The organism is Kriegella aquimaris (genome assembly GCF_900103215.1).
GTDB classification, from domain to species: Bacteria; Bacteroidota; Bacteroidia; order Flavobacteriales; family Flavobacteriaceae; genus Kriegella; species Kriegella aquimaris.
Genome location: NZ_FNGV01000013.1, coordinates 64746 through 91437, shown reverse-complemented (window position 1 = coordinate 91437; position 26692 = coordinate 64746). Strand labels below are relative to the sequence as shown.

General features: G+C 36.6%; 25 protein-coding genes. 17 read left to right on the top strand and 8 right to left on the bottom strand.

Annotated features, from left to right (window positions below):
- The first annotated feature begins 29 nt into the window (after nucleotides 1–29).
- The 16 genes from BLS33_RS19485 (at nucleotide 30) to BLS33_RS19410 (ending at nucleotide 16580) form a co-directional block, all read left to right on the top strand.
- The gene (locus tag BLS33_RS19485) at nucleotides 30–1229 is read left to right on the top strand and encodes a Gfo/Idh/MocA family protein (RefSeq protein ID WP_089893686.1); all 1200 of its coding nucleotides are present in this window, start codon (nucleotides 30–32) and stop codon (nucleotides 1227–1229) included.
- Nucleotides 1230–1284: 55 nt separating this feature from the next.
- The gene (locus tag BLS33_RS19480; RefSeq protein WP_143017654.1) at nucleotides 1285–1599 is read left to right on the top strand and encodes a hypothetical protein; all 315 of its coding nucleotides are present in this window, start codon (nucleotides 1285–1287) and stop codon (nucleotides 1597–1599) included.
- Nucleotides 1596–1808 (top strand): hypothetical protein, encoded by a 213-nt coding sequence (locus BLS33_RS19475; RefSeq protein ID WP_089893680.1) that lies wholly within the window; start codon nucleotides 1596–1598, stop codon nucleotides 1806–1808. Before BLS33_RS19480 ends, BLS33_RS19475 begins: the two co-directional genes overlap by 4 nt.
- A gap of 137 nt (nucleotides 1809–1945) precedes the next feature.
- Entirely contained in the window at nucleotides 1946–2167 is a 222-nt protein-coding gene (locus BLS33_RS19470) for a hypothetical protein (protein ID WP_089893677.1), read from the top strand.
- Between the two features lie 240 nt (nucleotides 2168–2407).
- The gene (locus tag BLS33_RS19465; RefSeq protein WP_089893675.1) at nucleotides 2408–4213 is read left to right on the top strand and encodes an exo-alpha-sialidase; all 1806 of its coding nucleotides are present in this window, start codon (nucleotides 2408–2410) and stop codon (nucleotides 4211–4213) included.
- A gap of 590 nt (nucleotides 4214–4803) precedes the next feature.
- Nucleotides 4804–5319, top strand: a complete 516-nt coding sequence (locus BLS33_RS19460; protein ID WP_089893672.1) for an NAD(P)-binding protein — start codon at nucleotides 4804–4806, stop codon at nucleotides 5317–5319.
- 21 nt (nucleotides 5320–5340) lie between these two features.
- Entirely contained in the window at nucleotides 5341–6039 is a 699-nt protein-coding gene (locus BLS33_RS19455) for a lycopene cyclase domain-containing protein (protein WP_089893669.1), read from the top strand.
- Nucleotides 6036–7496: a 1-hydroxycarotenoid 3,4-desaturase CrtD gene (crtD, locus tag BLS33_RS19450; protein WP_089893667.1), complete on the top strand. Its 1461-nt coding sequence runs from the start codon at nucleotides 6036–6038 to the stop codon at nucleotides 7494–7496. Before BLS33_RS19455 ends, crtD begins: the two co-directional genes overlap by 4 nt.
- Nucleotides 7497–8147, top strand: coding sequence for a carotenoid biosynthesis protein (locus BLS33_RS19445; RefSeq protein WP_089893664.1), 651 nt, complete (start codon nucleotides 7497–7499; stop codon nucleotides 8145–8147).
- 3 nt (nucleotides 8148–8150) lie between these two features.
- Nucleotides 8151–8771: a 1-acyl-sn-glycerol-3-phosphate acyltransferase gene (locus tag BLS33_RS19440; protein WP_089893662.1), complete on the top strand. Its 621-nt coding sequence runs from the start codon at nucleotides 8151–8153 to the stop codon at nucleotides 8769–8771.
- Nucleotides 8768–9868 carry a glycosyltransferase family 2 protein gene (locus tag BLS33_RS19435; protein WP_089893659.1) on the top strand — a complete coding sequence of 367 codons (1101 nt, stop codon included), beginning with the start codon at nucleotides 8768–8770 and terminating at the stop codon, nucleotides 9866–9868. Before BLS33_RS19440 ends, BLS33_RS19435 begins: the two co-directional genes overlap by 4 nt.
- 92 nt (nucleotides 9869–9960) lie before the next feature.
- Nucleotides 9961–10590, top strand: a complete 630-nt coding sequence (locus tag BLS33_RS19430) for a tetratricopeptide repeat protein (protein WP_176801458.1) — start codon at nucleotides 9961–9963, stop codon at nucleotides 10588–10590.
- Nucleotides 10591–10608: 18 nt separating this feature from the next.
- Nucleotides 10609–11709, top strand: a complete 1101-nt coding sequence (locus tag BLS33_RS19425) for a DUF4056 domain-containing protein (RefSeq protein ID WP_089893653.1) — start codon at nucleotides 10609–10611, stop codon at nucleotides 11707–11709.
- 331 nt (nucleotides 11710–12040) lie between these two features.
- Nucleotides 12041–12913 (top strand): tetratricopeptide repeat protein, encoded by an 873-nt coding sequence (locus BLS33_RS19420; RefSeq protein ID WP_089893650.1) that lies wholly within the window; start codon nucleotides 12041–12043, stop codon nucleotides 12911–12913.
- A complete protein-coding gene (locus BLS33_RS19415) occupies nucleotides 12880–14580 on the top strand; it encodes a metallophosphoesterase (RefSeq protein ID WP_089893648.1) in 1701 nt (566 codons plus the stop codon). The genes BLS33_RS19420 and BLS33_RS19415 overlap by 34 nt, the downstream gene beginning before the upstream one ends.
- A gap of 116 nt (nucleotides 14581–14696) precedes the next feature.
- On the top strand, nucleotides 14697–16580 hold the full coding sequence (locus BLS33_RS19410) for a cytochrome-c peroxidase (protein ID WP_089893646.1): 1884 nt from the start codon (nucleotides 14697–14699) through the stop codon (nucleotides 16578–16580).
- Here the strand turns inward: BLS33_RS19410 and BLS33_RS24945 are convergent.
- The 5 genes from BLS33_RS24945 to BLS33_RS19390 all read right to left on the bottom strand — a co-directional run bounded on the left by BLS33_RS24945 (nucleotide 16570) and on the right by BLS33_RS19390 (nucleotide 22512).
- Nucleotides 16570–16707, bottom strand: coding sequence for a hypothetical protein (locus BLS33_RS24945; protein WP_176801457.1), 138 nt, complete (start codon nucleotides 16705–16707; stop codon nucleotides 16570–16572). The two genes, BLS33_RS19410 and BLS33_RS24945, sit on opposite strands and share 11 nt — an antisense overlap.
- 226 nt (nucleotides 16708–16933) lie before the next feature.
- Nucleotides 16934–17716: a phytanoyl-CoA dioxygenase family protein gene (locus tag BLS33_RS19405; RefSeq protein ID WP_089893643.1), complete on the bottom strand. Its 783-nt coding sequence runs from the start codon at nucleotides 17714–17716 to the stop codon at nucleotides 16934–16936.
- A 37-nt stretch (nucleotides 17717–17753) separates the two neighbouring features.
- Complete coding sequence (locus BLS33_RS19400; RefSeq protein WP_245731568.1) at nucleotides 17754–20438, bottom strand: sodium:solute symporter family protein; 2685 nt, start codon at nucleotides 20436–20438, stop codon at nucleotides 17754–17756.
- A 77-nt stretch (nucleotides 20439–20515) separates the two neighbouring features.
- Nucleotides 20516–21664, bottom strand: coding sequence for a sialidase family protein (locus BLS33_RS19395; protein ID WP_089893641.1), 1149 nt, complete (start codon nucleotides 21662–21664; stop codon nucleotides 20516–20518).
- Nucleotides 21665–21732: 68 nt separating this feature from the next.
- Nucleotides 21733–22512, bottom strand: a complete 780-nt coding sequence (locus tag BLS33_RS19390) for a phytanoyl-CoA dioxygenase family protein (RefSeq protein WP_089893638.1) — start codon at nucleotides 22510–22512, stop codon at nucleotides 21733–21735.
- 197 nt (nucleotides 22513–22709) lie between these two features.
- Between BLS33_RS19390 and BLS33_RS19385 the strand changes: the two genes are divergently transcribed.
- Nucleotides 22710–23411, top strand: a complete 702-nt coding sequence (locus BLS33_RS19385) for a FadR/GntR family transcriptional regulator (RefSeq protein WP_089893635.1) — start codon at nucleotides 22710–22712, stop codon at nucleotides 23409–23411.
- Between the two features lie 113 nt (nucleotides 23412–23524).
- On the opposite strand, the gene BLS33_RS19380 is transcribed toward BLS33_RS19385, so the two are convergent.
- The 3 genes from BLS33_RS19380 to BLS33_RS19370 all read right to left on the bottom strand — a co-directional run bounded on the left by BLS33_RS19380 (nucleotide 23525) and on the right by BLS33_RS19370 (nucleotide 26655).
- Nucleotides 23525–24430 carry a dihydrodipicolinate synthase family protein gene (locus tag BLS33_RS19380; protein WP_089893632.1) on the bottom strand — a complete coding sequence of 302 codons (906 nt, stop codon included), beginning with the start codon at nucleotides 24428–24430 and terminating at the stop codon, nucleotides 23525–23527.
- Between the two features lie 75 nt (nucleotides 24431–24505).
- Nucleotides 24506–25234, bottom strand: coding sequence for a FadR/GntR family transcriptional regulator (locus BLS33_RS19375; RefSeq protein ID WP_089893629.1), 729 nt, complete (start codon nucleotides 25232–25234; stop codon nucleotides 24506–24508).
- A 479-nt stretch (nucleotides 25235–25713) separates the two neighbouring features.
- Nucleotides 25714–26655 (bottom strand): dihydrodipicolinate synthase family protein, encoded by a 942-nt coding sequence (locus tag BLS33_RS19370; protein ID WP_089893625.1) that lies wholly within the window; start codon nucleotides 26653–26655, stop codon nucleotides 25714–25716.
- Between the last annotated feature and the right edge of the window lie 37 nt (nucleotides 26656–26692).

Here is a 26692-nt window from a genome sequence, read left to right as displayed (position 1 = left end):
ACAATATTATAATTTATATACAGTAACAAATGGCTAAGAAAACGCTTGGAATCGGAATGGTTGGTGCCCGGTATGGTGCTCGAATGCATTATGCGAATTATATGAATTTAACTCCTGGCTTAGTCGAAATACGAGGTGTCTGCTCATTGACGAAAGTAAGCGCAGATGCATTTGCACATGATATGGGAATACCTTTTGCTACTACCGAGCTTGATAAACTTCTCGTGCGTGATGACATCGATGTTATTGATATCTGTTCTCCTCCTGCAACACATCATGAAATTGCTATTAAAGCTGCTAAAGCTGGAAAGCATATTATTATGGAAAAGCCGCTAACCGGATACTTTGGGGAACCAGGAGATCCCGAACCTATCGGTTTACACGTAGCACGTTCAAAAATGAGAGAAGGGGCCAGGCGAAATGCAGAAGCGGTAAGAAATGCAGTTCGAGCAAACAACGTTCTTTTTTGCTATGCTGAGAACTGGGTTTACGCACCTCCTATTGTGAAAATGCGAAATTTAATTGCAGCGTCAAAAGGATCCGTACTAGAATTTAGGGCAGAAGAAAATCACTCCGGTTCGAATTCCGTGTTTTCAAAAGAATGGAAATCGATGGGTGGAGGCGCCTTGCTCAGAATGGGAGCACATTCTGTTGGTGCTTGTCTATATCTAAAACAATGGGAAGGACAACAGCGCAGAGGAAAAAGTATTCTTCCGGTTTCTGTCATAGCAGATACTGCCGATCTTATTCATACCGATGCTTCTGATAGAGCTCGAAAAGAAAATGCCCATCAATGGATTAGCTCTGATCCAGTGGATGTTGAAGACTGGGCAAATGTCGTGATTCGATTTGATGACGGATCTCGAGCAACGGTACTTGTAAGTGATGTGGGACTTGGCGGACTCAACACTCGTGTTACCGCTTATATGACTGATGGGGTCATAAAAGCCAACATGACGGCAAATGATGTTATTGAAACGTATGCAGTAGATCCAAATACATTTGCAAGCGAAAATTTTATAGAAAAACTAGAAACCAAAGCCGGGTGGAACCGCCCAAGTTGTGATGAAGACTGGTTTCGTGGGTTTGCACAAGAGATTGAAGATTTTATACATGCAATTCAAGATGATCGCGAACCTCTTGCTGGCATCGATTTGGCCGTCGATTGTGTAAATGTAATTTATGCGGCCTACCAATCTGCAGAGGAAGGCCGAATTATACATTTGTAGGGTTAGATAGGTATTAGTCTTGTCGGGGGCCGTGCTTAACCGGTCCGTAGGTGCTATGATGCATTTTATACCGTATGGAGATAGAATATCTGTAAAGAGTGTTGGCATTACTTTAAAGGTGAATACTTGTGACACCTTTGGAAAAATAAAGTTTGATACAGCAAGCGAACTGCTGGAAGGTTGCACCAATCATTTGAACTACCCAATGTACCCCAACAAGATGACCGTCCTTAACAAGAATGGCTCCACTTTGTATTTGGAGACGATCGATCTTGGACGGAGCAAAATAGAACCGGGCGCGATTTTTAAGGTAAGCGACCCTTTGGTTGCCGAAAAATTGTCGAAATCCCCAGTCGTTGACATTAGTTGAACTATGAGGTGGAGGAATCCTGTGAAGCCTGTAATCAAACCGTCAAGCGAAAAATTATTGGCGGCACCTCAGGTAGTGAAATAGAGAATATAGAGGTTCAGGTAATTAATGACCTTGAATATTCCGGGGCAAATTCAATGAAGCTTTTATTAAAATCCATTCAAGCGGGTCCCAATGGGCTCAATGAAATTGAATTGGACCCCATGTAAATAAACGAGGAGGGCCAAGCGCTAGACGGACGAAAAAATGAAGAAAACCTTGATAGAACTTGTCGGACTTACTGAAAACGATACTAATCTTTTAATGTTTAGTCCACATATGATGATAGCGGTTAAAAAATAATTATATGGAAAATAAAAAAAGATATTACTTAGCGTTAAGTAAAAATAGTGGTCGTTTAAATGAATTAGACCTTGGGGAAATTCTTGGATTTGAAGATAACGAAACCATGCAGATAATTACGCAGCTTTTGTCAGAGCACAAAATTGAATACTACGAAAAGGGCAGGTGCAATTATATAATTATGAAAGGGTTTAGAGGTAAGAATCGTAAAGTTTATTTGTATTAGACTGAGATTAAAATTTAAGTTGATGTAATGAATTCAAAAAAAATAGTTGTTCAAGACAACGGACAACTACAATTATTTTAGTTCGACGGTATAATAATTATCACTATTCAAATTGTGTTGATGGCGAAACTTACTTACAGATATTTTCAATAGTAAAATTATTATTCGTTTGCAAGGTGAAATGGTCTAAAATGGCTAATTTCAGGCGCTAAAATAAAATTATTCCAGGTTTAAAAACATATGAACTACACAAACAAGAATTACTACTTCCTTTTCCTTATAATAACTTTATTTCTTACAAGTTGCAAAACCGATCCACAGGAAGATTCTGGCAAAGAAATAACTTTACGCCTAACCCCAACTTCCGATAACCCCAGGAATAGCGAAGGTGATTTTATCCGGCTTAAAGATGGTCGGATATTGTTTGTTTATACGCATTTTACCGGAGGAGCGGGTGATCACGCCAAGGCTTATCTGGCAGGGAGATATTCCAGTGATGGCGGTAAATCTTGGACTCCTGAAAACGTTACCATTCTATCCAACGAAGGTAGAATGAATGTGATGTCCGTTTCATTATTGCGGCTAAGTGATGATAGTTTGGCCCTATTTTACATTAGAAAAAACTCCGAAACGGACTGTATACCGTTTATGCGTATTTCTACTGATGAGGCAAAAACATGGAGTGATCCGATTAGGTGTATGAATGACGAAGGATACCATGTTGTCAACAACGACAGATTGGTTCAATTGCCGAATGGCAGGATTATTTATCCCACTTCACTACACGGTGAGGTTGAATCTAGAATGACTGCTAATGGAAAGATATATTGCTATTTTTCCGATGATCTCGGAAAAAACTGGTCAAAATCCAAGGAGGTTCCCAATCCAAACAACGTCGTGTTGCAAGAGCCAGGAATCGTGGAACTAGAAGATGGGAGAATGATGCTTTTTTGTCGAACAGATGCCGGTGTGCAATACTTCTCTTATTCGGAAGATCAGGGAGAAACCTGGTCGCCAATCGTAGCGGGAAATATAAAATCTCCGCTATCGCCAGCTTCAATCGAGCGCATTCCAAAAACAGGAGACTTATTGTTGGTCTGGAACAACAATTACGAAAATTCAAGAGACGGCGGCTATCGAACTCCCTACAACCTTGCCATATCTAAAGATGAAGGAAAAAGCTGGGAGAAAATAAAAGCCATAGAAAGTGATCCTGATGGATGGTATTGCTACACTGCCATAGAATTCATGGATGATCATGTGCTTCTGGGGCACTGTGCAGGCGATAGAAAGGGTGGGCATGGTTTGGCTACTACACAAATCACGCGCCTTAGCTTAGATTGGATTTATCAGAATGCTACCGAAGAACCCAAAGTGGCATCAGATCAAAATGGCAAAATCGAATTAGCATCCAACGACGAAACGACCCAAATTTATTATACCCTTGATGGCGCTCTGCCAAAGCAAGAAAATGGATTACTATATAACGAACCAATCGACATTACTAAGAAAACCAGGTTGCATATGCAGGCATTTTCGCAAGGCAAAACGCCCAGTCAGATCGTAGCTGTAGAAATTGGCACTGACATTTTTGAAGAGGCGCAGCAACTGACGGAGAAGCCGACACCCGGGCTTCAATATAAATATTACAATGGAGAATATAGCAAGGCAAAAGGCCTTGAAAAAAAGCAGGAGATAACATCAGGTGTAATCCCCCAGTTTTCCATTGAAGACAGTCAGCAAGCAGAGAATTTTGGTTTCGTCTTTGATGGATATATAAATATACCAAAAGATGGATTATACACTTTCTTTCTCGAATCAAATGATGGAAGTATACTATTTCTTAATGATGACGCGCTCATTGACAACGATGGGGCACATGGCAATTACGAGAAAAAAGGCTCCATTTCTTTAAAAACCGGAATGCATAAAATCTCGCTCAACTATTTTCAGCAGGGTGGGGGAAGTAAATTGACCTTGTCTTGGCAAAGTGACGATTTTGGGAAGGTAGAAATTCCATCAAATATGCTTTTTCATGGAAGTTGATGATTTCAAGATGCCGTTTATTACCGTAATAATTTCACTATAATTAAACCTTTATTCGTCTGGCTAACGGGTAAAAGTCAATAGTGTCAGGGGCTGGAACGCCTTTTCTTATACCTAACTTTAAAACACATTTTTCATTTTTTTGAATTCCTACGTTATACCTTTCATTAGGTTTTGCTTAAAAAGGGTAAGTTTTCCAGTTTCCAAGTTTTATAATAATACCGTAGATTGTGTATTCGAACCTTATTTTATATGAGGTGTAAATCTTTTAGATGAATCGTCCTTATAGCCGTCTATTTTAGGTACTGTTTTAAAATTGCTTAAACTCTGAAGATGACTAAGATATACTCAGAAAGGTTTATAGAATAGGGTAAGCGCTTTTTTTAAAAATAGGCGTGTTTGAAAAAGATTATTACTTTTGTTAAAGATATTATCTTGTCAAAAAACAAACTAACAAGAAGTAAGAATCATATAGCTTTCTAAATAGTTTTAATGCTTAACCAGCTCTTCAAGCATATATCTCTCATACAAGGAAATGGACTGAGGTAATCCTTTTAAGTAGTGAGCATATTGCATCAGTGTGAAATTGCATGAAAAAAATTGCTATTATAGGTACGAGGTTTTCGAGTTCATCAACTGCGTGTTATTTAGCACAAGCAGGTAATGCTATCACCATGTTCGAAAAAAATGAGACTATTGGTGCAAGGGCTGACAAATTTAAGAAAGATGGATTCAGCTTTGGTATAAGGCCACTGTTTTACTGGTTGCCCGACGTCTTCAATCGCTTCTTTGCTCATTTTAATCGAAATACATTCGATTACCACGAATTTCCAATTGTAAGAAATAACGAACTAAATGAAGACACAAAGAAAAAATTCGATAAAGATATTGATGAAGATTTCAGCGTTGCTTTAGAGAGATTCGAGCTACTGCATAAAAATTCAAAAAACGGAATGTATACAGCCTATAATTCTTACGGTAAACTTACAATTAAGATAAATTCCGATCCTGTAGAGAAACTTAATAAGCGAATTCGAATACCTAATAGGGTCAAATTTAGGGCATTGATTTCTATTTACGCCATCAATAAACTTGTACTGGCATAGAACACAAGATAATCACGAACTATGTCACTCTATTTAATAATACTTATTATTTCACTTGCTGGGCCTCTAGCTTTGAGTTTCGAGAAAAACCTAAGACTCTATAAACGGTGGAAATACCTGCTTCCTGCAATCTTGATAACGATGTTCATTTTTGTCTCTTGGGATATCATCTTTACGCATATGGGATATTGGTTTTTCAACCCAACCTATAATTCGGGAATTTATATAAATAAGCTGCCTTTAGAAGAATACTTGTTTTTTATTGTCATTCCATATGCATGCGCGTTCTCGTTTTACGCAGTTCAATTTCATTTCCCGAAATTCAAGTTTAATGAGCGATGGACGAAAATTTCAACTTTTCTAATTGTAGTAGTATCGCTTATAGTTTCATTGTTCAATCGAGACCTTACCTATACTTTTGTTACTTTTCTTGTACTGCCGACGATACTTTTATTAAGTTATTATTTTGCCAGAGAAGTTGTACAGTATTATTTGGCGATTTATCCGATTTTACTCATCCCATTTTTTATCATAAATGGAGTCTTAACGGGTACAGGAATCGAACAAGCTGTTTTTGATTACAACCCTGACGTCATATTGGGAATTCGTGTTTTTTCAATTCCGCTCGAAGATATGTTTTATAATTTTTCGTTGCTTTTATCACCTTTGGCGTTGACTCATATATTTGAAATGCGATTTAAAAAAACGAACAACGTATGAACATTGCGTTGATTGGTTCCGGAATTGGTGGTTTGGCTACTGCCTGCAGGTTAGCATCCAAGGGACATGAAGTAACCGTATTTGAAAAAAACGCGTCTCCTGGGGGAAAAATTGACGAAATCTATATGGGAGGTTATCGTTTCGATACCGGACCATCCTTATTCACATTACCAGAATTAGTGGATGAACTTTACATTGCGGCAGGGGAACCTGTTCCACCAACTTTTGCCTACAAAAAACTTGAGGTGCTGTGCAAGTACTTCTACAACAGTGGTGAAAACCTAATCGCTTGGTCAGATCAGCAAAAATTCACTGATGAATGTGTTCAAAAACTAGGGGAAGATCCTTCAAATATCACCAAATATTTTAAGAAAGCTTCATTAATATATAAAATCACAGCAGATATCTTCCTTTTTAACTCCTTGCATAAAGTTAAAAATTTATTGAAGTTTTCGGTTTTGAAGTCGCTGTTTCAGGTGCATAAGATTCGATTTTACAAAACCATGCATGGTGATAATAAGAGCAGTTTCAAAAGCCCATTGCTTATTCAATTGTTCGATAGGTATGCTACTTATAATGGCTCTAATCCATACAAAGCACCCGCTACACTAAACGTAATAGCACATCTCGAAAATAATTTGGGAGCCTATTTTCCCGAACAGGGAATGTATTCCATTGTGCAGCACATTTATGAACTTGCCCTAAAAAAGGGTGTCCGTTTTAATTTTAACTCATTGGTTACGTCCATCGATATAAAAAACAAAAAGGCTGTAGGGGTAAGCGTAGAAGGTAAGACTTTCGCCTTCGATAGAATAGTCTCAGACTCAGATATCAATTATGTTGCTAATAATCTGATGGATCACCCACGAAAAAAACAAATCAAGCGTTTAGAACCTTCATCATCGGCCTTGGTATTCTATTGGGGCGTTAATAAGGAATTTCCTGAGTTAGATTTGCATAACATTCTTTTCAGTGGTGATTATAAAGAAGAGTTTAATAATCTATTTCAAAAAAAAACCATTGATACCGATCCTACCATCTATATTTTTGTTAGTTCTAAAATGGTAAAAAGTGATGCCCCAAAAAATTGTGAAAACTGGTTTGTAATGGTTAACGCACCCGCTAATAGTAAGGAGAATTGGAATGAACTCATACGTACTACCAAACAGAATATCATTAACAAAATCAACAAATGCCTTAAAACAAACATTGAAGACTATATCGAACATGAGAAGATTGCTTCACCGATAACGATCGAGCAGAATACGCTGAGCAAAGGAGGAGCACTGTACGGCAATTCATCTAACTCTATGTTTTCTGCATTTTTAAGACACCCAAATTTTCTTAAAAGCGTAAAAAACTTGTATTTCGTTGGCGGAAGCGTTCACCCTGGTGGCGGAATACCACTCTGTTTGGCCAGTGCTAAAATTGTTGCTAATGAAATACCTGCATCATAGATGAATCGGACAATTAAATACTTAGTTAACGACGGGCTTCCAAAAACTTTTATAGTTTTTTACTGTGTTGGTTTGGTTTTATATTTCACGCCTCTCACTCACAATCTGTTTAAACTAATTACTCCGTATACCTTGGTTTTGGTTACCGCAGCCATCTTTTCACATCATAAAGAATGGAATACAAAAACGATTGTAGTTTTAGCAAGTATTTTTATACTGAGTATTATAGTCGAAATTATTGGTGTAACAACGGGCAAATTATTTGGTGAATATGCTTATGGGAAAGGACTTGGTCTCAAAATAGCTGATGTACCGGTCGTAATTGGTCTTAATTGGGTTTTCTTAGTTTATACTTCAAATAGTATTATCTCTAAATATACTTCAAAAAACATTCCGATTATAATAGGTGCAGCATCACTAATGATTCTTTACGATATATTACTTGAAAAAGTAGCTCCCTCAATGGACATGTGGCAATTTTCAAAAAACGAGCCGCCTATAAGTAACTATGTGGTCTGGTTTTTATTGGCTTTAATCTTTAATTGGGCTATTCAGCAATTTAAAATAGATACGAATAATAGACCTGCTCGCTGGTTATTTTTTATCCAATTCGGCTTTTTTATAATTATAGTTGTTCATAACATATTTTAAAAAATGATACGAGCCAAGCATAGTAATTTCGTCGTAAAATTTTCTAATTATTATACGAGAATATTAATAGGATTTTTTTTCGGAAGTGTTAAGTACTCGGGTCATTATGAAGATAAAGGACTTCCTATACTTATGATCAGTAATCATTTCTCGTTTTATGATGGCTTTATTCAAATCTTATTAAACCTTAAAGTTTTTAAGCGAAGGTTTAATTTTATGATGCTTGAGAAAGAGCTACGTAAAAACATGATATTAACTAAAATAGGTGCCTGTTCTATCAGCAAGGGCAAACGTTCTAGTTTAGAGAGTCTCCAATATGCCGTTGAAATGTTACAGGATAAAGAGAACCTTTTTCTGTTTTTTCCGCAAGGAAAAATTAATAGTATTTACACACGAGAGTTTACTTTTGAAAAAGGCTTGCTTTCATATATCTTAGAAAACCTAAAAACTGATTTTCAATTGGTTTTTAATATCAACCTTATTAATTATGGCAACAAACTTAAACCTGATATATGTGTGTATTACGAAACGCAGCACATAAATGCAGATACAAATGCCGAGGATATAGAAAGAGCGTTTAATCATTTTGCAAAAGCATGTTTTACAAAACAAGGTGCTAAATGATTTATTTCTGTTATTTTCTTATAAGCTTTCTAATTATCAGGTTGCTTGTAGCATTCGTAAATTATCTTTCGTTCGCTTATTTGCCAAAGGTAACTCCATTAGCTACAGCGCCTTATGTTTCAATTTTAATACCCGCGCGCAATGAGGAAGAAAACATAGGAACCTTGTTAGAGCAATTATCGGCATTGGAATATAGTACCCATGAAATCATCGTTTACAATGACCATTCAACTGATAAAACGGAAAGTATCGTTAAGAATTGGGAAGCCATCAACCCGAACATTAAACTTATAAATGGAGGTGTGCTTCCGAAGGGTTGGTTGGGCAAGAATCATGCATGTAATCAACTTTCGCAAGCGGCAAAGGGTGAAATATTACTCTTTTTAGATGCAGATGTAAGCGTTAAAAAAGACTTGATCAAACGCAGCATTAGCCATTTTCAGAAATACGAACTTCACTTGTTATCTATATTTCCAAAGCAAATAGTTACCTCTTTAGGAGAAAAAGTTTCAGTACCGCTAATGAACTGGATTTTACTGGGTTTACTTCCACTTTCTCTAATTCGAAAGTCAAAGAACGAAGCCTTTTCGGCGGCCAATGGACAATTCATGATGTTTAATGCCGTTACTTATAAGGCAATATGGCCTCATGAAAAATGTAAGTTACATAGAGTTGAAGACATTGCAATTATGAGACTATTTAAACAGAAGCGCCTTACCTGTGATACGCGACTAGGAGATAACGATATTTCTTGCCGAATGTACGTGGGGCTAGATGCAGCCATTGAGGGATTTACAAAAAATATATTTCAATTCTTTGGGAATAGTATTTTAGTGACTATTCTTTTTGGATTTATAACTACAGTGGCTCCATTCATCTTATTTTTTTACATGGGTGTATGGTGGGCAACTGCTTATATTTTTGGCATAGTGGCAATTCGAATTTTTGTAAGTTTGGCTAGCCAACAATCGGTCATTCAAAACGTATTATTAGCAATCCCACAACACCTCGTTTTTCTTGGAATAATAATAAAAGGACTCATTAATAACCAACGGAAGAAATTACTATGGAAAGGCCGCAATATATTACAAGGTTAATAATTGTAATCACTTTGTTGTTTTCAATGCAATCGGGTTTTTCTCAAAGTCCCTACAATGATGCAATTTACAAAGCCTATTCACGAGGTAAAATGGATAAGTGGTATGAATTAATGCATACTTGCGAAGAGAATGTAGATCAGAATAATTTAGAGGAACAATTGGAACTTCTGAGTTATTACTACGGCTATACGGCTTGGTTAATTGGGGCTAAAAAAAATGATACGGCAGAAGAATACATTGAAAAATCGGAAGAAATTATTGATAAGTTATTAGAAGAATCACCGGAAAACGCAACCCTAATGGCATATAAAGGGGCCTACATTGCGTTTACCATTGGTATCTCAAATTTAAAAGCTATTTACCTGGGTCCGAAAAGCGTTAAATATATAAATAAATCTATCGAACTAGACCCGGAGAATATTCAAGGTAATATTGAAAAAGGAAACTCAATGTATTATCGTCCCTCAGTTTTTGGTGGTGATAAGAATGAAGCCATTGAATACTACGTAAGGGCAGTTAAAAGCTTTGAAAAACAAGGACTGGTGGTCAATAATTGGATGTACATAAATACCATGACTGCTTTAGGGCAAGCATACGAAGCAACCGATCAAATACAGCAAGCCAAGTTATGCTATGAAAAAATAATTCGCATATTCCCCAATTTCATGTGGGTTGAAGATGAACTCTACCCTGATATGCTGAAGCGTCACAATCTATAATATTTAGCACCAGACCCTATGAATTTTGACGTTTACAAAACAACCTTAAAGAGCATTAAATGCTGCATGCTTTTAAGTTTTGTTATTAGTTCTGTAACTATACATGCTCAAAGTGCACACGATGAAGGTGTTAATCTAGACAAAATTCCGCCGCGCATTATTAGGGCCTGTTGTGCTTTCGGATATGACTTGAAATTATGGGGTGTGCCATTTGTTAATATTGATCAGGTGATTAGTATTGACGATTTGGGAGAACACCACTACATGGGTAATAAGAGTGAAGGCACTGGAACTATCTATACCAATAAAGGTGGCTTTATCGATATGGGTCACTTACGAGATCAAATTGATTGGACACGCTATTTATATACCACCATTTTAAATAGTAGAGGTAAAGGTGAAGTAATTTTGCCCTTACGCAACGAAGCAGGTCGTAAGACTTTATATTTGAATGTGCCAGCACAGTTTGATAATAATGATTGCATTCTATTAGCGGGAAAAATAGCGTACGATTTTTCACTATGGCACGAAATCTCTACTTGGTTTGGTGCTTCAACAATTCCCTTGATGTCAGAAAAATTTTCTAGTTTTTCTGTTGAGGATGTATATTCGAATTTACTTGGGGTACATGTAGGTATGAAAGCTTTACGTTCAAAGCAGCCATTTAACGTCGCAGCAACTCAGATTATCGAATCAACATTAGATAGTTTAGATGTGGTAAAAACAGTAAAAGAAACGTATGATGCCTATAATGCGGTGAATAATAAATGGTATACGAATAAGAAACGAATACCCCGTAAAAATATTACGTTAAAGCGAGATCCCGATGTACTTCATTCAAGTCGCCCATGGATAATTCCTAATCAGACTAGCAACAGGGGTAACCCAATTATTTTAGATGTGCCTATTTTAAATACGAAGGGTGAATTACTTACCGGTTTTTATCAATTCACCATTGATCTGAATTATAGGTTTCCAGTAGAAGAAATTTTTCCAGGTCATGAAAGCAGAATCATAAGTCAAGATGATTTTGGTGTAATGCTGAATAGAATCACCGATGATTTACAGATCATGGAACAAAACCTGTTGGCAGAAAACAAAGAAAGTCTTCAGAAATAGGCATCTCTTAAAGTCAAAGAAAGCCCCGACCATTTGGCTATAAATAGTACGGGAGGAAGCAAAAAAGTATTTACTTTCCGTCTATGTCAATAGCAAAAACCTTTTGTTTGATCATTATTTTAATTACATCCCTTTAATTTTTTTAAACCTTATTCTCGATGAACCTTTTAGTTTTGAGTGGTTCGATTTTCGAAAGGAAGTTATGATTATCGTTTGTTTTTTAGAAATTTCACTAAAAAACTCAATGTTTTACCAATTTTTTAAGTTTTCCAGAGAATTTATTTACTGTTAATATAAGTACATTTGCTTTCTTACAAGATTATCATTTCTAATGTTTAAAAAGCGTACGCCTAATAACGTTATTGGTCACGTTATAAATAAAAAACTACTCACTATTACCGTTTTACTGTTATCTGTGCAGATGTTCGCGCACGGTGACTTAACTCAGCGGATAATAAAAAAAACGCAGGAAATATTAAAGAGTCCAAATAATTTTGAACTATACTACGAAAGGGGGTTCTTGTATCAACAGCACCTTGAATACGTCAAAGCCCTTGAAGATTATCTTAAATCTACTTCTTTAGGAAATACAGATAAAGAGCTACAGTTTAGAATTGCCGAGGTTAATTATTTAACCGAAGATTACAACGATGCTTTAACAAGTATAACAACTTATCTAGAGGCAGATAGTATTGACGTAAAAGCTAAAAAACTTGAGGCTCAAATATTATTCAAACTTGGGGCATATAAAAAGTCATTAGAGGCTTACCGCTATGTTATGGATACTATGATTGATGTTCGACCAGAAGATATTTTGGAATATACTGACATTATACTTGCCGAAAACAATAGGAATTATGCGGGTGCTTTAAATGCGATTGAATCTGGCTTAAACCAAGTCGGACCGAATACCTTATCCCTTCAACTTAGGAAATTGGACTATCTAAAAGATTCGGGTCAAATTGACAAAGCATTGGACCAATACAATTATTTTATTCTTGAATACAAAAGAAAAGAGTTCTGGTATTATAAAAAAGCGGAGTATTTAGTAAAAGTAAATAAGCCACAAGAGGCAAACATATCATTAATACTAGCTACAAGTGCAATTGAGCAGTTAGACGCTAGGTTCAAAAATATGAACTCTATAATCAAATTAAAAGAACGAATAAAATGTTTAGAAAGCTTAAACAACCAGAAATTATGATTAGAAAAATTACTCAAATACTAATACTGCTTTTTACGGTATATTCATTTGCACAAACAGCGATAGCAGAAATTCCAAGCGTTAGTGTCGCCCAAAACTCTAAAAAGGTTGATCTTCCGCAGAATTCACCTTCTGTAGTTGTAGAAAGAGGTCCTTATTTGCAAAGTGGTACACCAACCAGTGTTGTTGTCAAATGGCGAACGGATATTGCAATCGAATCTGTTGTTAATTATGGTAAAAAAATTGGGTCATTAGCTAGGAAAGAATCAAATACTAAGCTAACAACCGAACATGAAGTTGCCTTGTCTGGGCTAACACCGAATACAAAATATTATTTCAATATTGGCAACAAAAAAGAAGTATTATCTGAAAGTGCTTCAGGAGATATGTATGTTATAACAGCTCCTGTGGCAGGCACTAGACAATTTGTACGGGCATGGATTTTAGGTGACGCGGGTAAAGCAAACTCCAATCAGAGAGATGTTCGGGATGCATATTACAAATATGTTGCTGCGGCTCCAACAAAGACAGATAAAACAGATATGATGCTGTTTTTAGGAGACAACGCTTATGGCAGTGGAACCGATGAGGAATATCAAAATGCCTTTTTTGATATGTATGATGATATGCTCAAAAAATCAGTGGCATGGTCTTGTCTAGGAAATCATGATGGTAAGACTGCCGATTCTGCAAAACAGTCTGGTCCATATTATGATATATTTACCTTCCCAAAAGAGGCGGAAGCTGGGGGAACTGCCTCAGGTACCGAGGCCTATTATTCTTTTGATTATGCCAATATTCATTTCATCATACTAGACTCTCATCATACTAGTCGCGAAGTTGGAGGTGCCATGTATAATTGGACACTAACCGATATACAAAATACAACGCAAGATTGGATTGTAACTTTATTTCATCATCCTGTATACACCAAAGGGTCTCATGACTCAGATACAGAAGATCGACTTATTGAAATGCGAGAAAATTTTATGCCGATGATGGAAGATAATGGCGTAGATCTTATTTTAAACGGACATAGTCACTCATATGAGCGCTCTTACTTCATAAATGGGCATCATGGACTTTCCAAAACCTTTAACCCAGCTGAAATTACCAAAGGGGGTCATACCGTTGGTTCAAACGGGAATGGAGACGGAAAAGAAGACGGAGATGGAGCATACCAAAAAACTAATGTGGATACAGAAGGTGCTGTTTACTTACTTACGGGCTCCGCTGGTCAAGTATCTGGTGGTTCACTTGATCATAAAGCTATGTATGTGTCTTTAAATAAACTAGGGTCTAGTGTTATGGAGATTGAAGATGATGGCAATGGTGGACAAAACCTGACTGTAAAGTTTATTAGAGAAAATGAGGAGATTGATGATTATTTCACCATAAATAAAGCAGGTTTAGCCCTCAAAAATGGTAGAAATAATTCGATACAGAAGGGGAATGCCCTTACTTATGTTTCTGATACGGACATGGTGAACATTACTGTGAATTCCGGGGAACGACTAAAGAAAGTTAAGTTTTATAATAGCATTGGGAAGCGTGTGAAAAAGAGTAGAAAAGAAGCAATTAATGTGAGCACGCTGCCAAAAGGAATGTATCTTGTTGAAGTCATTACAAATAAAAGAACATTCACCGAATCGCTTACCATTGAATAATACAGCGGTCAAAGGTCGATAAGTATTAAACTAATTAAAGGATTTTCGCAATAGCGCAAAGTAAAATCGGTCAGGTTAAAAGGGATTAACAGAATGGAAATTAGCGCTAATTAAAAATGAAAAAAACAAGCATTTTATTAGGGTTAATTTCCATTTGTTTTTTGGTGTTGTCTGGTAAAAAAACAGCAATTCTAGATCCAATAGATACGGTTCCTGAAAAAGTAGCCGCAGTATATAATGCTAATTTTAGAACATTTCAAAAAGAAGTTGAACTATTAGCGGTCCTTGCCAATAATTCAACCCCTTCAAACATAGTACAGCTAAAAAGGCAGGTTGAGAAAACCCGGTTGGTTTATAAAGAGGTAGAATTTATTTTTGATTATTACCAAACCACCTACAGTGGAACGTATATTAATGGTGCACCTCTACCTAGAGTAAGTGAGTATTTTGAAGCAGGAGATATTATAGCTCCTTGCGGCTTGCAAGCACTTGATGAGGCTGATTTTGAAGAGGCTACCACGGAAAATCTACAGCACATTACTGAATTAGCAAACGGACTTAAAGATCGTGTTGATTTTATTTCCAAAGTACATTTACCAATTCATTTAAAGTCGAGCCAAATAATAGAATGTATTCGGTCGGGCCTTGTTAGAATCTTTACTTTAGGGTTAACGGGGTACGATACTCCTGGTTCTGTGAATGGTTTGAAAGAGAGTTATGTGAGCTTGAACAGTATGAAGACCACATTTTTATATTTTGAAACAGGTATTTCTCCAGCAGCAAAATATAAATTTGAAACCATCACAAAACTTTTTGATAAAGGAATAAAAAATTTAGGCGCCAATACCGATTTTAATGATTTTGACCGTTTAGCATTTTTAAAAGAAGTTGTGAACCCCTTGTATGCTGCGTTGTTAGAATTTCAGAAGGCAAACAATATAAAGTTAGAACCTTTTAAAAAACATGCTCAAAACTATAACGCAACAAATATATTTGATATTAATTTTTTGGAGACTGATTTTTATTCGGAATTGGTTTATCTACCATTAGATAACCCTGAGACCATTAAATTAGGGAGGCTTTTGTTTGAAGACACTCAGCTTTCTGCGGGCAATAAATTGGCATGCATTAGCTGTCATAATCCGGACAAAGCTTTTACGGATGGGTTGCCAAAAAGTAAATCAAATAAGGAGGGTTTTTTTACAGCTAGAAATTCGCCATCGATCATAAATGCTGGCTTCTCCACGCGGTATTTCTGGGACATGAGAGAAATTGACCTGGAGAGACAAGTAGTGCATGTTATTGATGATAGTTTGGAATTTAACACCAATTTTAATGCTATTGTTAGTAAACTGAATAAAAGTCCTAATTATGTAAGATTATTTAATGAGGCTTTTGGAGGAATAAGCAAACAAGATATTAATGAGCGTTCCATAAGTAACGCTATTGCAGCTTATGTAAACTCGTTGAAATCTTTGAACAGCCCCTTTGATAAGTATGTGCGGAACGAAACAAATGAGTACCCTGAGAATGCCAAACGGGGTTTCAATTTATTTATGGGGAAGGGAGCGTGCGGCAGTTGTCATTTTGCGCCGATGTTTAATGGAACCATTCCTCCTTTTTATTTAGAATCTGAATCGGAAGTTTTAGGGATTACAGAGGGTTTTGATGCTGTTGACCCAAAGTTGGATACGGACTTGGGGCGAATGAAAAATGGTCTGAGCGTTGACAAACATCCTTATTTTAAAAATTCCTTCAAAACAGTTTCTGTTAGAAATATAGCCTTAACAGCACCTTATATGCATAATGGTCTATTTGGTACTTTAGAAGATGTCTTGGAATTTTACAACTTGGGTGGAGGCGCAGGTATGGGCTTAGAGGTTGAAAATCAAACGTTGTCTGATTCGCCATTGGATTTGTCTAAGCAAGAAATTCAAGATGTTATTGCCTTTATGGAGACGCTAACGGATACTTCAGGATTTACGGCTCTTAAGAATTAACGGGTTCACTTATCTCGCTATGCGCACGCCGCAATCCGAAATTTAATCCGTAATGGTCCGTTTCTTTGTAATGTTTTGCGATGCCTTGACCGGTAGTTGAAGAACGATTATAGTTGGATTTCTTCATTTCTGCCTTCGATATTTTCTATGGATGAAAGTTTATTGATGGTGACCTGTTCTTTTAGTTAAAAAAAACTCGAATTTTGGCGCCATTCTGGTAAAATCCGATAAGACTGTATACCGGATGGTTTATGGTGTAGGGTTAGCTTTCTTGTCTTCTGAAAGAGTAGACAATAACATTCCTTAAGGGTAATTTTTTGACTTGCATGTGCGAACAAATCAGGTAAAGTTTCTTAAATCTTTTTTTCCATGGCCAATTGTTTAGATAGTTCTTCTTCATAAGCTGCCCGTGCTTCCCTATCTTCCTTCGCCTTATCCGCATAATATATAAAACCCATAGCTTTTCTGGTACGGTCACTTGTGTTTCCGTCAGCCCTATGAATAGTTAGTGAGTGATGAACGAGTAGGTCACCTTCCTTTGTTGGAAAGAATATTTCGTTTTTTAGATCATTTGGGCATCCGTAATCAGAAATGCCCTGTGAAAATCCTAAGGTTTTTGTTCTGCCGTGGCTGCGCATACCATATTTGTGAGATTCTTTGACGTACCTCACACAACCATTTATTTCATTCACTTCTTCAAGGGCTAGCCACATCGTTACTGCTTCATTTGGTGCTAACATAAAATAGTATCCGTCTTGATGTGGTGGGGTTGGTTTTCCAATTTTAGGGGGTTTATTGAAATATTGAATATTCTTGCCCTGAACACCATCATTCAACAGTATGGAAGCCAATTTCTCAAATCTACTTCCAAACATCATGTCAAAGAAAAAAGGATCATAATTAAAAAGTCTTTGTAACTGCTTTAAAGTGCTTAAATCATTGACATCTTCATAATAAACTTCACTTTTGGGCATATCGCCTACCTTTTTTCTGATAAATTCATCGATTTTAGATTTTATTAAATCTACTTCCTCACTATTGATAAATCCAGGATAAAAAATATAACCATCCCTTTCGAAGTTAGAGCGTAATTCTAATTGTCTGTCTTTGTCGTTTAAGTCTTCTATTCTTTTCATTTCTAATATTTTTAATAGACCTTAAATTTTTAGCGTATTAGTTGGTATGACGTTTTTTATCTGTAAAAATGAGGCTAAAGATATATCCACTTAAATAGCAAGTAACTAAGCCAATAAATGAGTACATCAGAATATGGATGTCCGTAGCGGTACTTAAATAGTAAAGAAGTAAGGTGCTAGTCAATACTCCGAGTAATGTTCCTTTTGCATTGGCTTTCTTCGTCAGTACGCCCAAGAGAAACATACCACCAAGCCCAGCAGTAAGAAGCCCAATGAATAAAAGGAATTGATCCCATAATGATTTGATTTCAGATTTGGCCATCCAAAGTGCAAGTATTATTCCAAGAAAACCTATTACCAAGGTTGTAATTCTAGCGATTTTCAGTAATTTTAAGTCAGGTGTGTTTGGTTTAAAATGCTTGTAAAAATCATTGCAGAAGGCAGTAGATACTGAATTTAAACTACTACTTATACTCGACATGGCTGCTGAAAAAACAGCAGCGATCAATAAACCTGAAATACCAATCGGAAGCTCATTGACAATATACAATGGGAATATGGAGTCATTATTCGATAATTCCATGGGTAGCTTGGCAGGCATTTTTGAATAGAAGACAAATAAAAGTGTCCCGATTCCAAAAAATATAAAAGTTGCGGGCAACGATAGAATAGCGTTGACATAAGATACCTTTTGAGCCCCTTTCACGCTAGAACTGGTAAGGTAACGTTGTACAACAGTTTGGTCGGTACTCTGGGTTATAAGGGCAGAAGCCAGCCCGCCTAAAAATACCACCCAAAAAGTAGATTCAGTAAACTTAAAATCAAAATTCATAATATTGAATTTATTATGATTATAAGCGAAATCATATACCTCTCCCATATCCATATCTAGCTGTGCTAATAAATAAAAAATAGCCAAAATACTTCCTCCCATTAAGACGATTACCTGTAAGACATCTGTCCAGATTACTGCCTCAATACCCCCAAAGGTGGTATATAGGATACATAATATTCCCATAATAAGAATACTAGCTTCTACAGATATACCGGTGACAATAGCAATTGCCAGAGAAGGAAGCAACAAAACGATGCCAATTCGCCCCAACTGGAACAGAATAAAAGAAAGACTGCCCAATACCCTTGCCAAGTAGTTGAATCTATTTTCTAGAAACTCGTAAGCAGTTGTAATATTTAGCTTGTTGAAGTAGGGGATAAATATAAAAACGATCACGGGTACAATCAATACTGCCGTAATATTCAAGAAAAAATAAGACCAATCCGTTAAAAATGATTTAGCCGGGATTGCCATAAAAGTAAGTGCACTTAGTAAGGTTCCAAAAAGGCTTATCCCAGCTGCCCACGAAGGCACTCGGCCACCTCCAGAGAAATAGTCGGCAGTGGATCGCTGTTTATTGGCAAAATAGAGTCCAATGAGAATGGTTATTAACAAATAGGCGATTAAAACCACATAGTTCCAGAAGCCAAAACTATGATTGTCGGTCAATAAAGTAATTTTACTCGATTCAGCAGTTCTTATTCCGGGCGAAGTTTCGCCAGAAATAATATAAAATGAATCTTTGTCAGAAAAAGATAGACTTGTTACAGGAAGGCTTGTCTTTGAAGTTCCGTAAACAAACCATTTTTCAGTAATGGTATTGAAGGCCAATATTTCATTACTGAAACCAGAATGATTATTTAGGATTTTATTTTTTTTGATGATGCGTTTTTGCGCTATTGAATCATTTTGCCCGGAGTTGATTTCACTTTCTAATTTTTCTAATTCTAGAAAGACCTTTCCGTCGTCGCCTCCATAAACCAAAATTCCCATTGATCCCTCGGCTGTTGCGGAAGCGCCCATAATTTTTCTCGCCTCTCCATTTACAATTATGGTATTTTGTTTATCCCACTCGCCAGATTTTAAGTCATAAGTAATATATGTGTTGTGTATGTGTGATTCTTGACCCTTGGTCTGGTTTCTTCCCCCGATGACAAATATTTTTTTTGAATGGGGCGTATTCTGAGCAACCACATTATGAAAACTTCTCGGCCCCCCAGGAAAGTCATTTAGTTTTTCCCATTTATCAATTTTTCCCAAATCAAGCTTATATAGTGAGTTGAAGCTCCGTTCCCCATCGTTGCCTCCTGCAACATAAATTACATTATCAACAAAACATGCAGACATATTTGCCAAAGGTTGAGGTAATTGGGGGTAGGAAGTTATTTCTACATCCTTTATATCATCATTATATTTCAGTAAAAAAACACTGTCAACAGTTTTTTCCTCATTATTACCTCCGATAGAGATTATGCCATAGGGTGTCTGTACATTTGCCGAATAGGCTAGGGTTGTGGGCAGTTTAAGGTTTGATTGACGCCAAACACCATTCTCTAACAGGAAAATAGCGTCGCTCCAGACTTTCTTTCCACCTTCCCATGGTAATTTGTCTGGAAAATTTGCCCCGCCGGCCGCTATAATAACCCCGTTGTGCAAGCCACCTATCATTCCGGCATAGCCCAACGACTTCGTACGTTCGTTAACTGAAGGAAGCTCGGGTAGCGATGTTATTGAAGAACTGAGGTCTGATAAGAAATTTTGATTTTGACCGTAGGTCGTAGTTGGACTACAAAGAAAAATCAATGTTAAAACGATGAGACAAAAGCTCTTTTGACTTGCCCTATTTATTAAAATCAACGTACTAGTTGAGGGGTGTACTTTCTTCAAGTTTGTTGTATTTTAATTTTTTCAATTCCCTGTATCATTTATTTAAATATGTTCGATTGTATATTTTAGGTTTTAATCTAATTTTCTAAACCGTTTCGAACGTTTAGGATTTCCCAAGCAATTCCCTCATAAGGACTTTTATGACCAGCTTCATAGAAGAGCCCTATATTTTCGTCGTCGATCGGGGTTAAATCAGAATAAGCTGAGGGTCCTGCAAAAATTTGCCGTGATTGGCCCCATGTTTTTCCATCATCGTCGCTCATTCGTAGTGTCATGTTCACTCTCTTTTTTGCGTTCGCAGGGTTAAGAAAGAAGATATTGACCTTGCCTAGTGATTTGTGGCGTAGTATACTAGCTTGACAAATTGGTTCAATAAGTTCATCATGATGACCCATATTCTCCCAGCTATTTCCCCCATCGTAGCTATAGGCGAGTTGACGCATATTTTTGTTTCGGTTATAATTGCGCATATTAAGCATAAGGCTGTGATCGGATAATTCGACTACTTCGCATTCGTTCACTTGGTCGTTTGGCGTCGTGCCGCCCAATTGCCAAGTTTTTCCATGATCATCAGAATAAATGACATGAGAGAAGTATTTGTTTGTTTTAGCCTCAATATGGTCGCTAGCAATCATAAGACGATTTTTATACTTGCCACCTGTTATCTGTATTCCGGAACCTGGTCCAGTAGCATACCAGGTCCAGTTTGGCAGTTTTACTTCAGCGGTAATATCTTCAGGTTTGCTCCATCGTTTCCCATCATTTTTAGATTTTAAAACAAATACTCTTCTAGTATCTTGACTAGTTTGTTTTATAATTTCTGATTCATGGTCGGTTCCGAGATTCCAAGTTGATAATAGGAAAATAGTTCCTGTGGATACATCAACTACGGGAGATGGGTTTCCGCAGGTATTATCCTTGTCGTCCCAAACTACTTGTAAGTTACTCCAAGTTTTTCCATGGTCGACAGACCTTTTTAGCACTAGATCAATATTGCCCGTATCACTACATCCATTTTTGCGCCCTTCGGCAAATGCCAATAGTGTGCCCTTATTTGTTTTTACTACAGCGGGGATACGAAAACATTCATAACCCTCTTGGTTGCCTTCGAAAATGTAGTTGAGTTCTTTTGATTCAATAGGATTGTTAACCCCTGTCTGAGCGTTAAGAGATGTTATAAAAATGCTTAATAAGAGTAATAACGCGTTGCGATCAAAGTGTATCATGTTATAGTAATTAGAATATTTTGGACGACCTTTTCGAATGAAAATAATTTTTATACAGTTATGTTTTGCTATAATTCCTCCTCATAGCTAGCTACTTCCGGAAAACGAGTCTGGCCTCTTAAAAGTTTGCCTAGCCTCGGTTTTCTTTCATTATATACTTCAACGGCATCTGCATCGGCATACCTTAAAAACAAAATTCTTCGATCTCTGTGTTTTGAAAAATTTCCTTGGGATTGATGTAGAAAAAAGGAGTTAAAAATTAACGTTTCACCAGCTTTCATACGTGCGGGGATCGCAAGGCTCTCATCAACTTTTAAATCAATGGAAACTTGCTTTTTTTTGGTTGTGGAATTAATGATATTGCTTACGTCGATTTGCCCCATTTTGTGACTACCGGGAATAATTCGGAGGCATCCGTTTTCTTCATCGGTATCGTCAAGAGCAGTTAATGTAGTAACTGCATTATAGGGGTCTAGTTCTCCGTAACCATTATCTTGATGCCAGCCAAAAGCCTTGGTGTTCCCCTTCATCTTGAAGGTCAACTGTGAGGTGGCGCCTTTAATGTTTGATCCAATAATTTGTTCCATAATGTCTACTAAGGGGCCATTAAAATAGAAAGATTTGGCGACATGGGATTTCTTATGTATATCGACCAAAAGCGAATTTTGTAGCCAAGTGGCTGAATCTTTAAATTCTCGCTTTTCTGAGTGCCAAGCTTCCATCGATTCTTTAGTCAATCTTTCGAGACCTTTATTTGTTAATGTAGAACCAATATTCAAGAAACCTTGATCGTGGTACTGTTGTAATTCCTTAGTTGTTAATTTACGATAGTTGAACAACTCTTCCATATTAGGACTAGTTAATGATGAATGGGCAATCAAATTTTGATAAAATATTATATTGTAGGACAATATTATTGTGCTAATATAATATTTTATTTGAAACTGTGATATTATTTAATTTAATCTTTGGTACATTTGTCGTTGTTAGGTCTAGAGCCCGCAGGCAAAGCCCTTTTATTTCAGTAGTAATTAAAACCTGTTAATTGGAAAAAAATCATAAAATAAAGCCTGTCAAGATTGAAAGTATGGTGGATCAGGTCGAAAATAACCTACGTGACTATATCAAGAAGCAAGGCTTTAAACCGGGCGATACCTTGCCTACTGAAAATGAACTGGCTTCTAGTATGAATGTAAGTCGTAATGTAATTAGGGAGGCTTTGAGCAGATTTAGAATGCTTGGGTTGATTGTATCGAATAAGAAAAAAGGTATTCAGCTAAAGAAATTTAATCTCTTTCCGGCTCTTGAACGAGTTTTAGATCCTACTGTTTTGGATGAAAATACCTTACACGAATTATTTGAACTTCGAATTATGCTGGAAGTTGGCATGGCCGATGCCCTTTTTAGAAATATATCATCAGAAGACATTTTAGAATTGAGAAAAATTATAGCTTCTTTTGAATCTTCCAGTACGAAGCGAAACAAAATTGATTACGAGATTGATTTTCATTCCTACCTGTATAAAATATCTAAAAACGAAACACTTTTCGGATTTCAAAAATATTTGAAAATAGTCTTTGATTATGTTTTGGAAATTGAAGCAAAAAGCGGAGCCAATAAAATCGATGAGCCGAAAGTGGATCATTCTCGTCTTGTAAAGTGCTTGGAGGAGGGCACTGTTGCGGAGTTCAGACAGCTAATGAACGATCATTTTCTGCCCTATTATTCGTTAGGCATTATTCACTAGAATCTAATACATACTGCCGTTACCCGATATATGCAGGCTTTACCTTTAAAAACCTCAATTTTAGGCGGACGCTATGCAAAATTTAATTTTTAGATATTGAATTTTCGGATGGTTCAATCCAAACCAAAAAAGTCTAGTTTCCGCAATTCGTTCAGGTAATTTGCCGTCTCATCCTCTGAAATATTATGTGCAGGTGTGCGGAGGGGTCCACAGTCGATTCCCATAAATTTCATGATTGGTTTTCCGCCTGCAACTCCGCCACCATATTTGATAAGAATCTCAACAAAATTGATTGATTTATATTGTAATTCACGAGCTTCTTGAAGGTTCCCGGCTCGAAATGCCTTAATGATTTTATTATATAGTGGGGCTAGGTAATTATAGGTGCTTCCGACCGCACCTTCGGCTCCGGCAGCCAATCCCATTAATAATTCTTCGTCGAAACCATGGAGAATATCCCATTTCCCATCATCCATTCTTAAACACTGAATCATTTCCATCATACTGCGATGTGTAAATTTGATTCCTGCAAGATTGGGTATCTTTTGTTTAGAGGCCTGTAAAAACTCGGTCATTGGTAAATTGACGTGGGAAATCGTTGGTATGTGATAATAGTAAAACGGGAGGTCGGGTGCGCCATTGGCCACCGATGCACAAAAATCAACTAAATCACTGGTTTTGGACGGGGGCAAGAATACGGGACCCATAGCCGATATTGCAGAAGCTCCAGTTTGTTGTGCATGTTTCGCCAAATCGTTTGATTGAAGGACAGAAGTTGTGCCTACATGAACTATTATATTGAAATCATCTGTTTGCTCTTTTATCCAAGTCTCCGTTAGTAATTTGCGTTCTTCTAAGGATAAAAACATTCCCTCTCCAGTGGTTCCACATATAAAAGCTCCAGTAACATTATCCTCTTTCAACTTTTTTGCATAAGCTGGTATCACTGACAGATTTAAGGACCCGTCTTTATAAAATGGGGTGAAAGTTGCGGCTAAAAGGCCATTTATTTTTTGCATAAAACTTATCTATTATTGGAAGTATTTGTTTGAAATTGAAAAGTATCTTGAAGCATCTTCATAAAAGCTTCTATGTTACTTTTCAGTCTTCTTTTCAATAAAATCTGAGTAAGTGGCCAAGTGTAACTTTATTGCCATTCGATATCCTTCCATATCTCTTGCCTTGATTAGATTGAATAAATCTTTATGGGTTATCAATTTTTTTTCGGCCCGTAAACGTTCGTTTGTCGGTGCAAAATAGTTGTCATAATTATTTTTAGCATAAACAAAAACGGGATGAATAATCTTCTGAAAAGAGATTAGAAATTCACTTCCAGTGATTTGATAAAGTTTGTTATGAAATTCGGTCTCTTGTTCAAGTGTCAAGTTATAATTTACCGCTTCATGCGATAAAACTATTCGTTCTAGTTCAGAAATATAATTGTCATTTAAATGTTTGAAAAGTAAATCTGTTAGCCCTATCTCGAGAACAATTCGTAATTTCATCAATTCAATTATCGTGGATTCGCTCAATAGGTGGGGCTCGATTACTTTTTCAAAACCCGTAAATAGCGAAGGTTCTTGAATTATAATACCTCTGTTGGTTCGAGATTGAATTATACCAAGCATTCTAAGTCTGCTCAAAGCCTCTCTTAAAACATTTCTACTAACACCTATTTCGGTCGTAAGTGCCATCTCATTTGGCAATGAATCACCAGGCACCAGTTTATTTCTTTTAATATAATCGAGAATCGATTCTTCAACTTGGTCTACCAAAGTATTGGACTGATAATCTATTTTGAATTTCATTGTCTTATCTTTCATATAGTATCGGCTTGTTTCAACTCATCAATAATCTTTTCGATAAGGAGGCATCTGTTCTTAAAGAGCAATTGAATTTATTAATACGAATTGAACATTTCGAATGCTTTTTAACACGTCACTTCTATTTATACTATTTGTAGTACAAATATATTATTTAAATTTCTAAGGTATAAGGTTTACATACATCAAACTACATTTAATTAGATTGTCCAATTTCTATTTAATGAATCGATTTCTTAAATTTAAAGCTATCACATTTTGCTTTCAAAAATAGCAAGGCCTTTTAGTGGGCTAGAATATAAAGGAATTTCTCGAAATACATACACCTCTCATTTATATGTTTTTAATTTATCTTCAATATTTTCCATGAACATAAAAATTCACCGTTCGCGAAAAATTAATATTACGTAATGTGCAATTAATCATTTACGGTCAAAACGGACAATCAATTTGTTTCTTTTAATAATCCCTTATATTTTTTAAAAACCCATAGCGAATTCAGGAATCAAATTTCTCACCTTTTCCCTTACGGTTGAAGCTAAGTCCAAGGGTATAGACCTATACGGCCACCTTAACTTATGCCCCACATCCGCCCATCCGCCTACCACCGCCATAAATCTATCACATGCGGGATTCGAAAAATGATATTTCGTTATGAAAGGTTCAATTGCTTCTTTCATAAACTGGTTAATCCTAACCTCTAACTCCAACGCCGCTTCCAAGTCTGTTTGAATTAAACCGTACCATTCTTGGGCAGCATACGGATTAAGACAGGCCATATTGGAGTATGCTCCATGGGCTCCATTTGAAATTCCGGTAGCCAAATGATGGCCAGGAATAAATACGGAAAGCCCATTACTATTTTTAATCATTTCCAAATACCAATTAGCGTCTCTGTTGTTATCAAAAACTTTCAAACCTACTAAATTTGGAACATTTTGTTTTAAATACTTCCACTCCGAAGGAACTAATACTTTTTTGGAATGTGTTGGGTTATAGAGAACTAGCGGTATTTTTTCAGACTCAACGGCTAATTTTTCAAGAAAGTCAGACGATTCTTCCAATGTTGGTGGAAACCAATCGGGTAGCACAACCTGTACTGCCCCTGGATTTAAGGTCTTGCTGATTTTTAATCGTTCCAAGGATAATTGGGGACTCGGGTGACTGATCCCTATCTGGAAGGGGGTTTGTGATTTTTCACATTTATTGGCCAGTAATTCATTTATTCTGTAGAATTCTTCATCACTTTGTGTATAAAATTCCCCAGCGGTACCATTGGAATAAATTCCCGATGGTTTGCTGTCAATAAGTACATCTATTTCTTCTGAAAGTCTTGTGTAATCTATTTTTCCAAACAAATCTGTTGCAAGAAGAAGTGTGGCCCAATTGCCGAATATTTCTGTATGATCAAGTGGTACCATAACTGTTTTTTGAAAGGTGTATAACGTTAGTTCATCT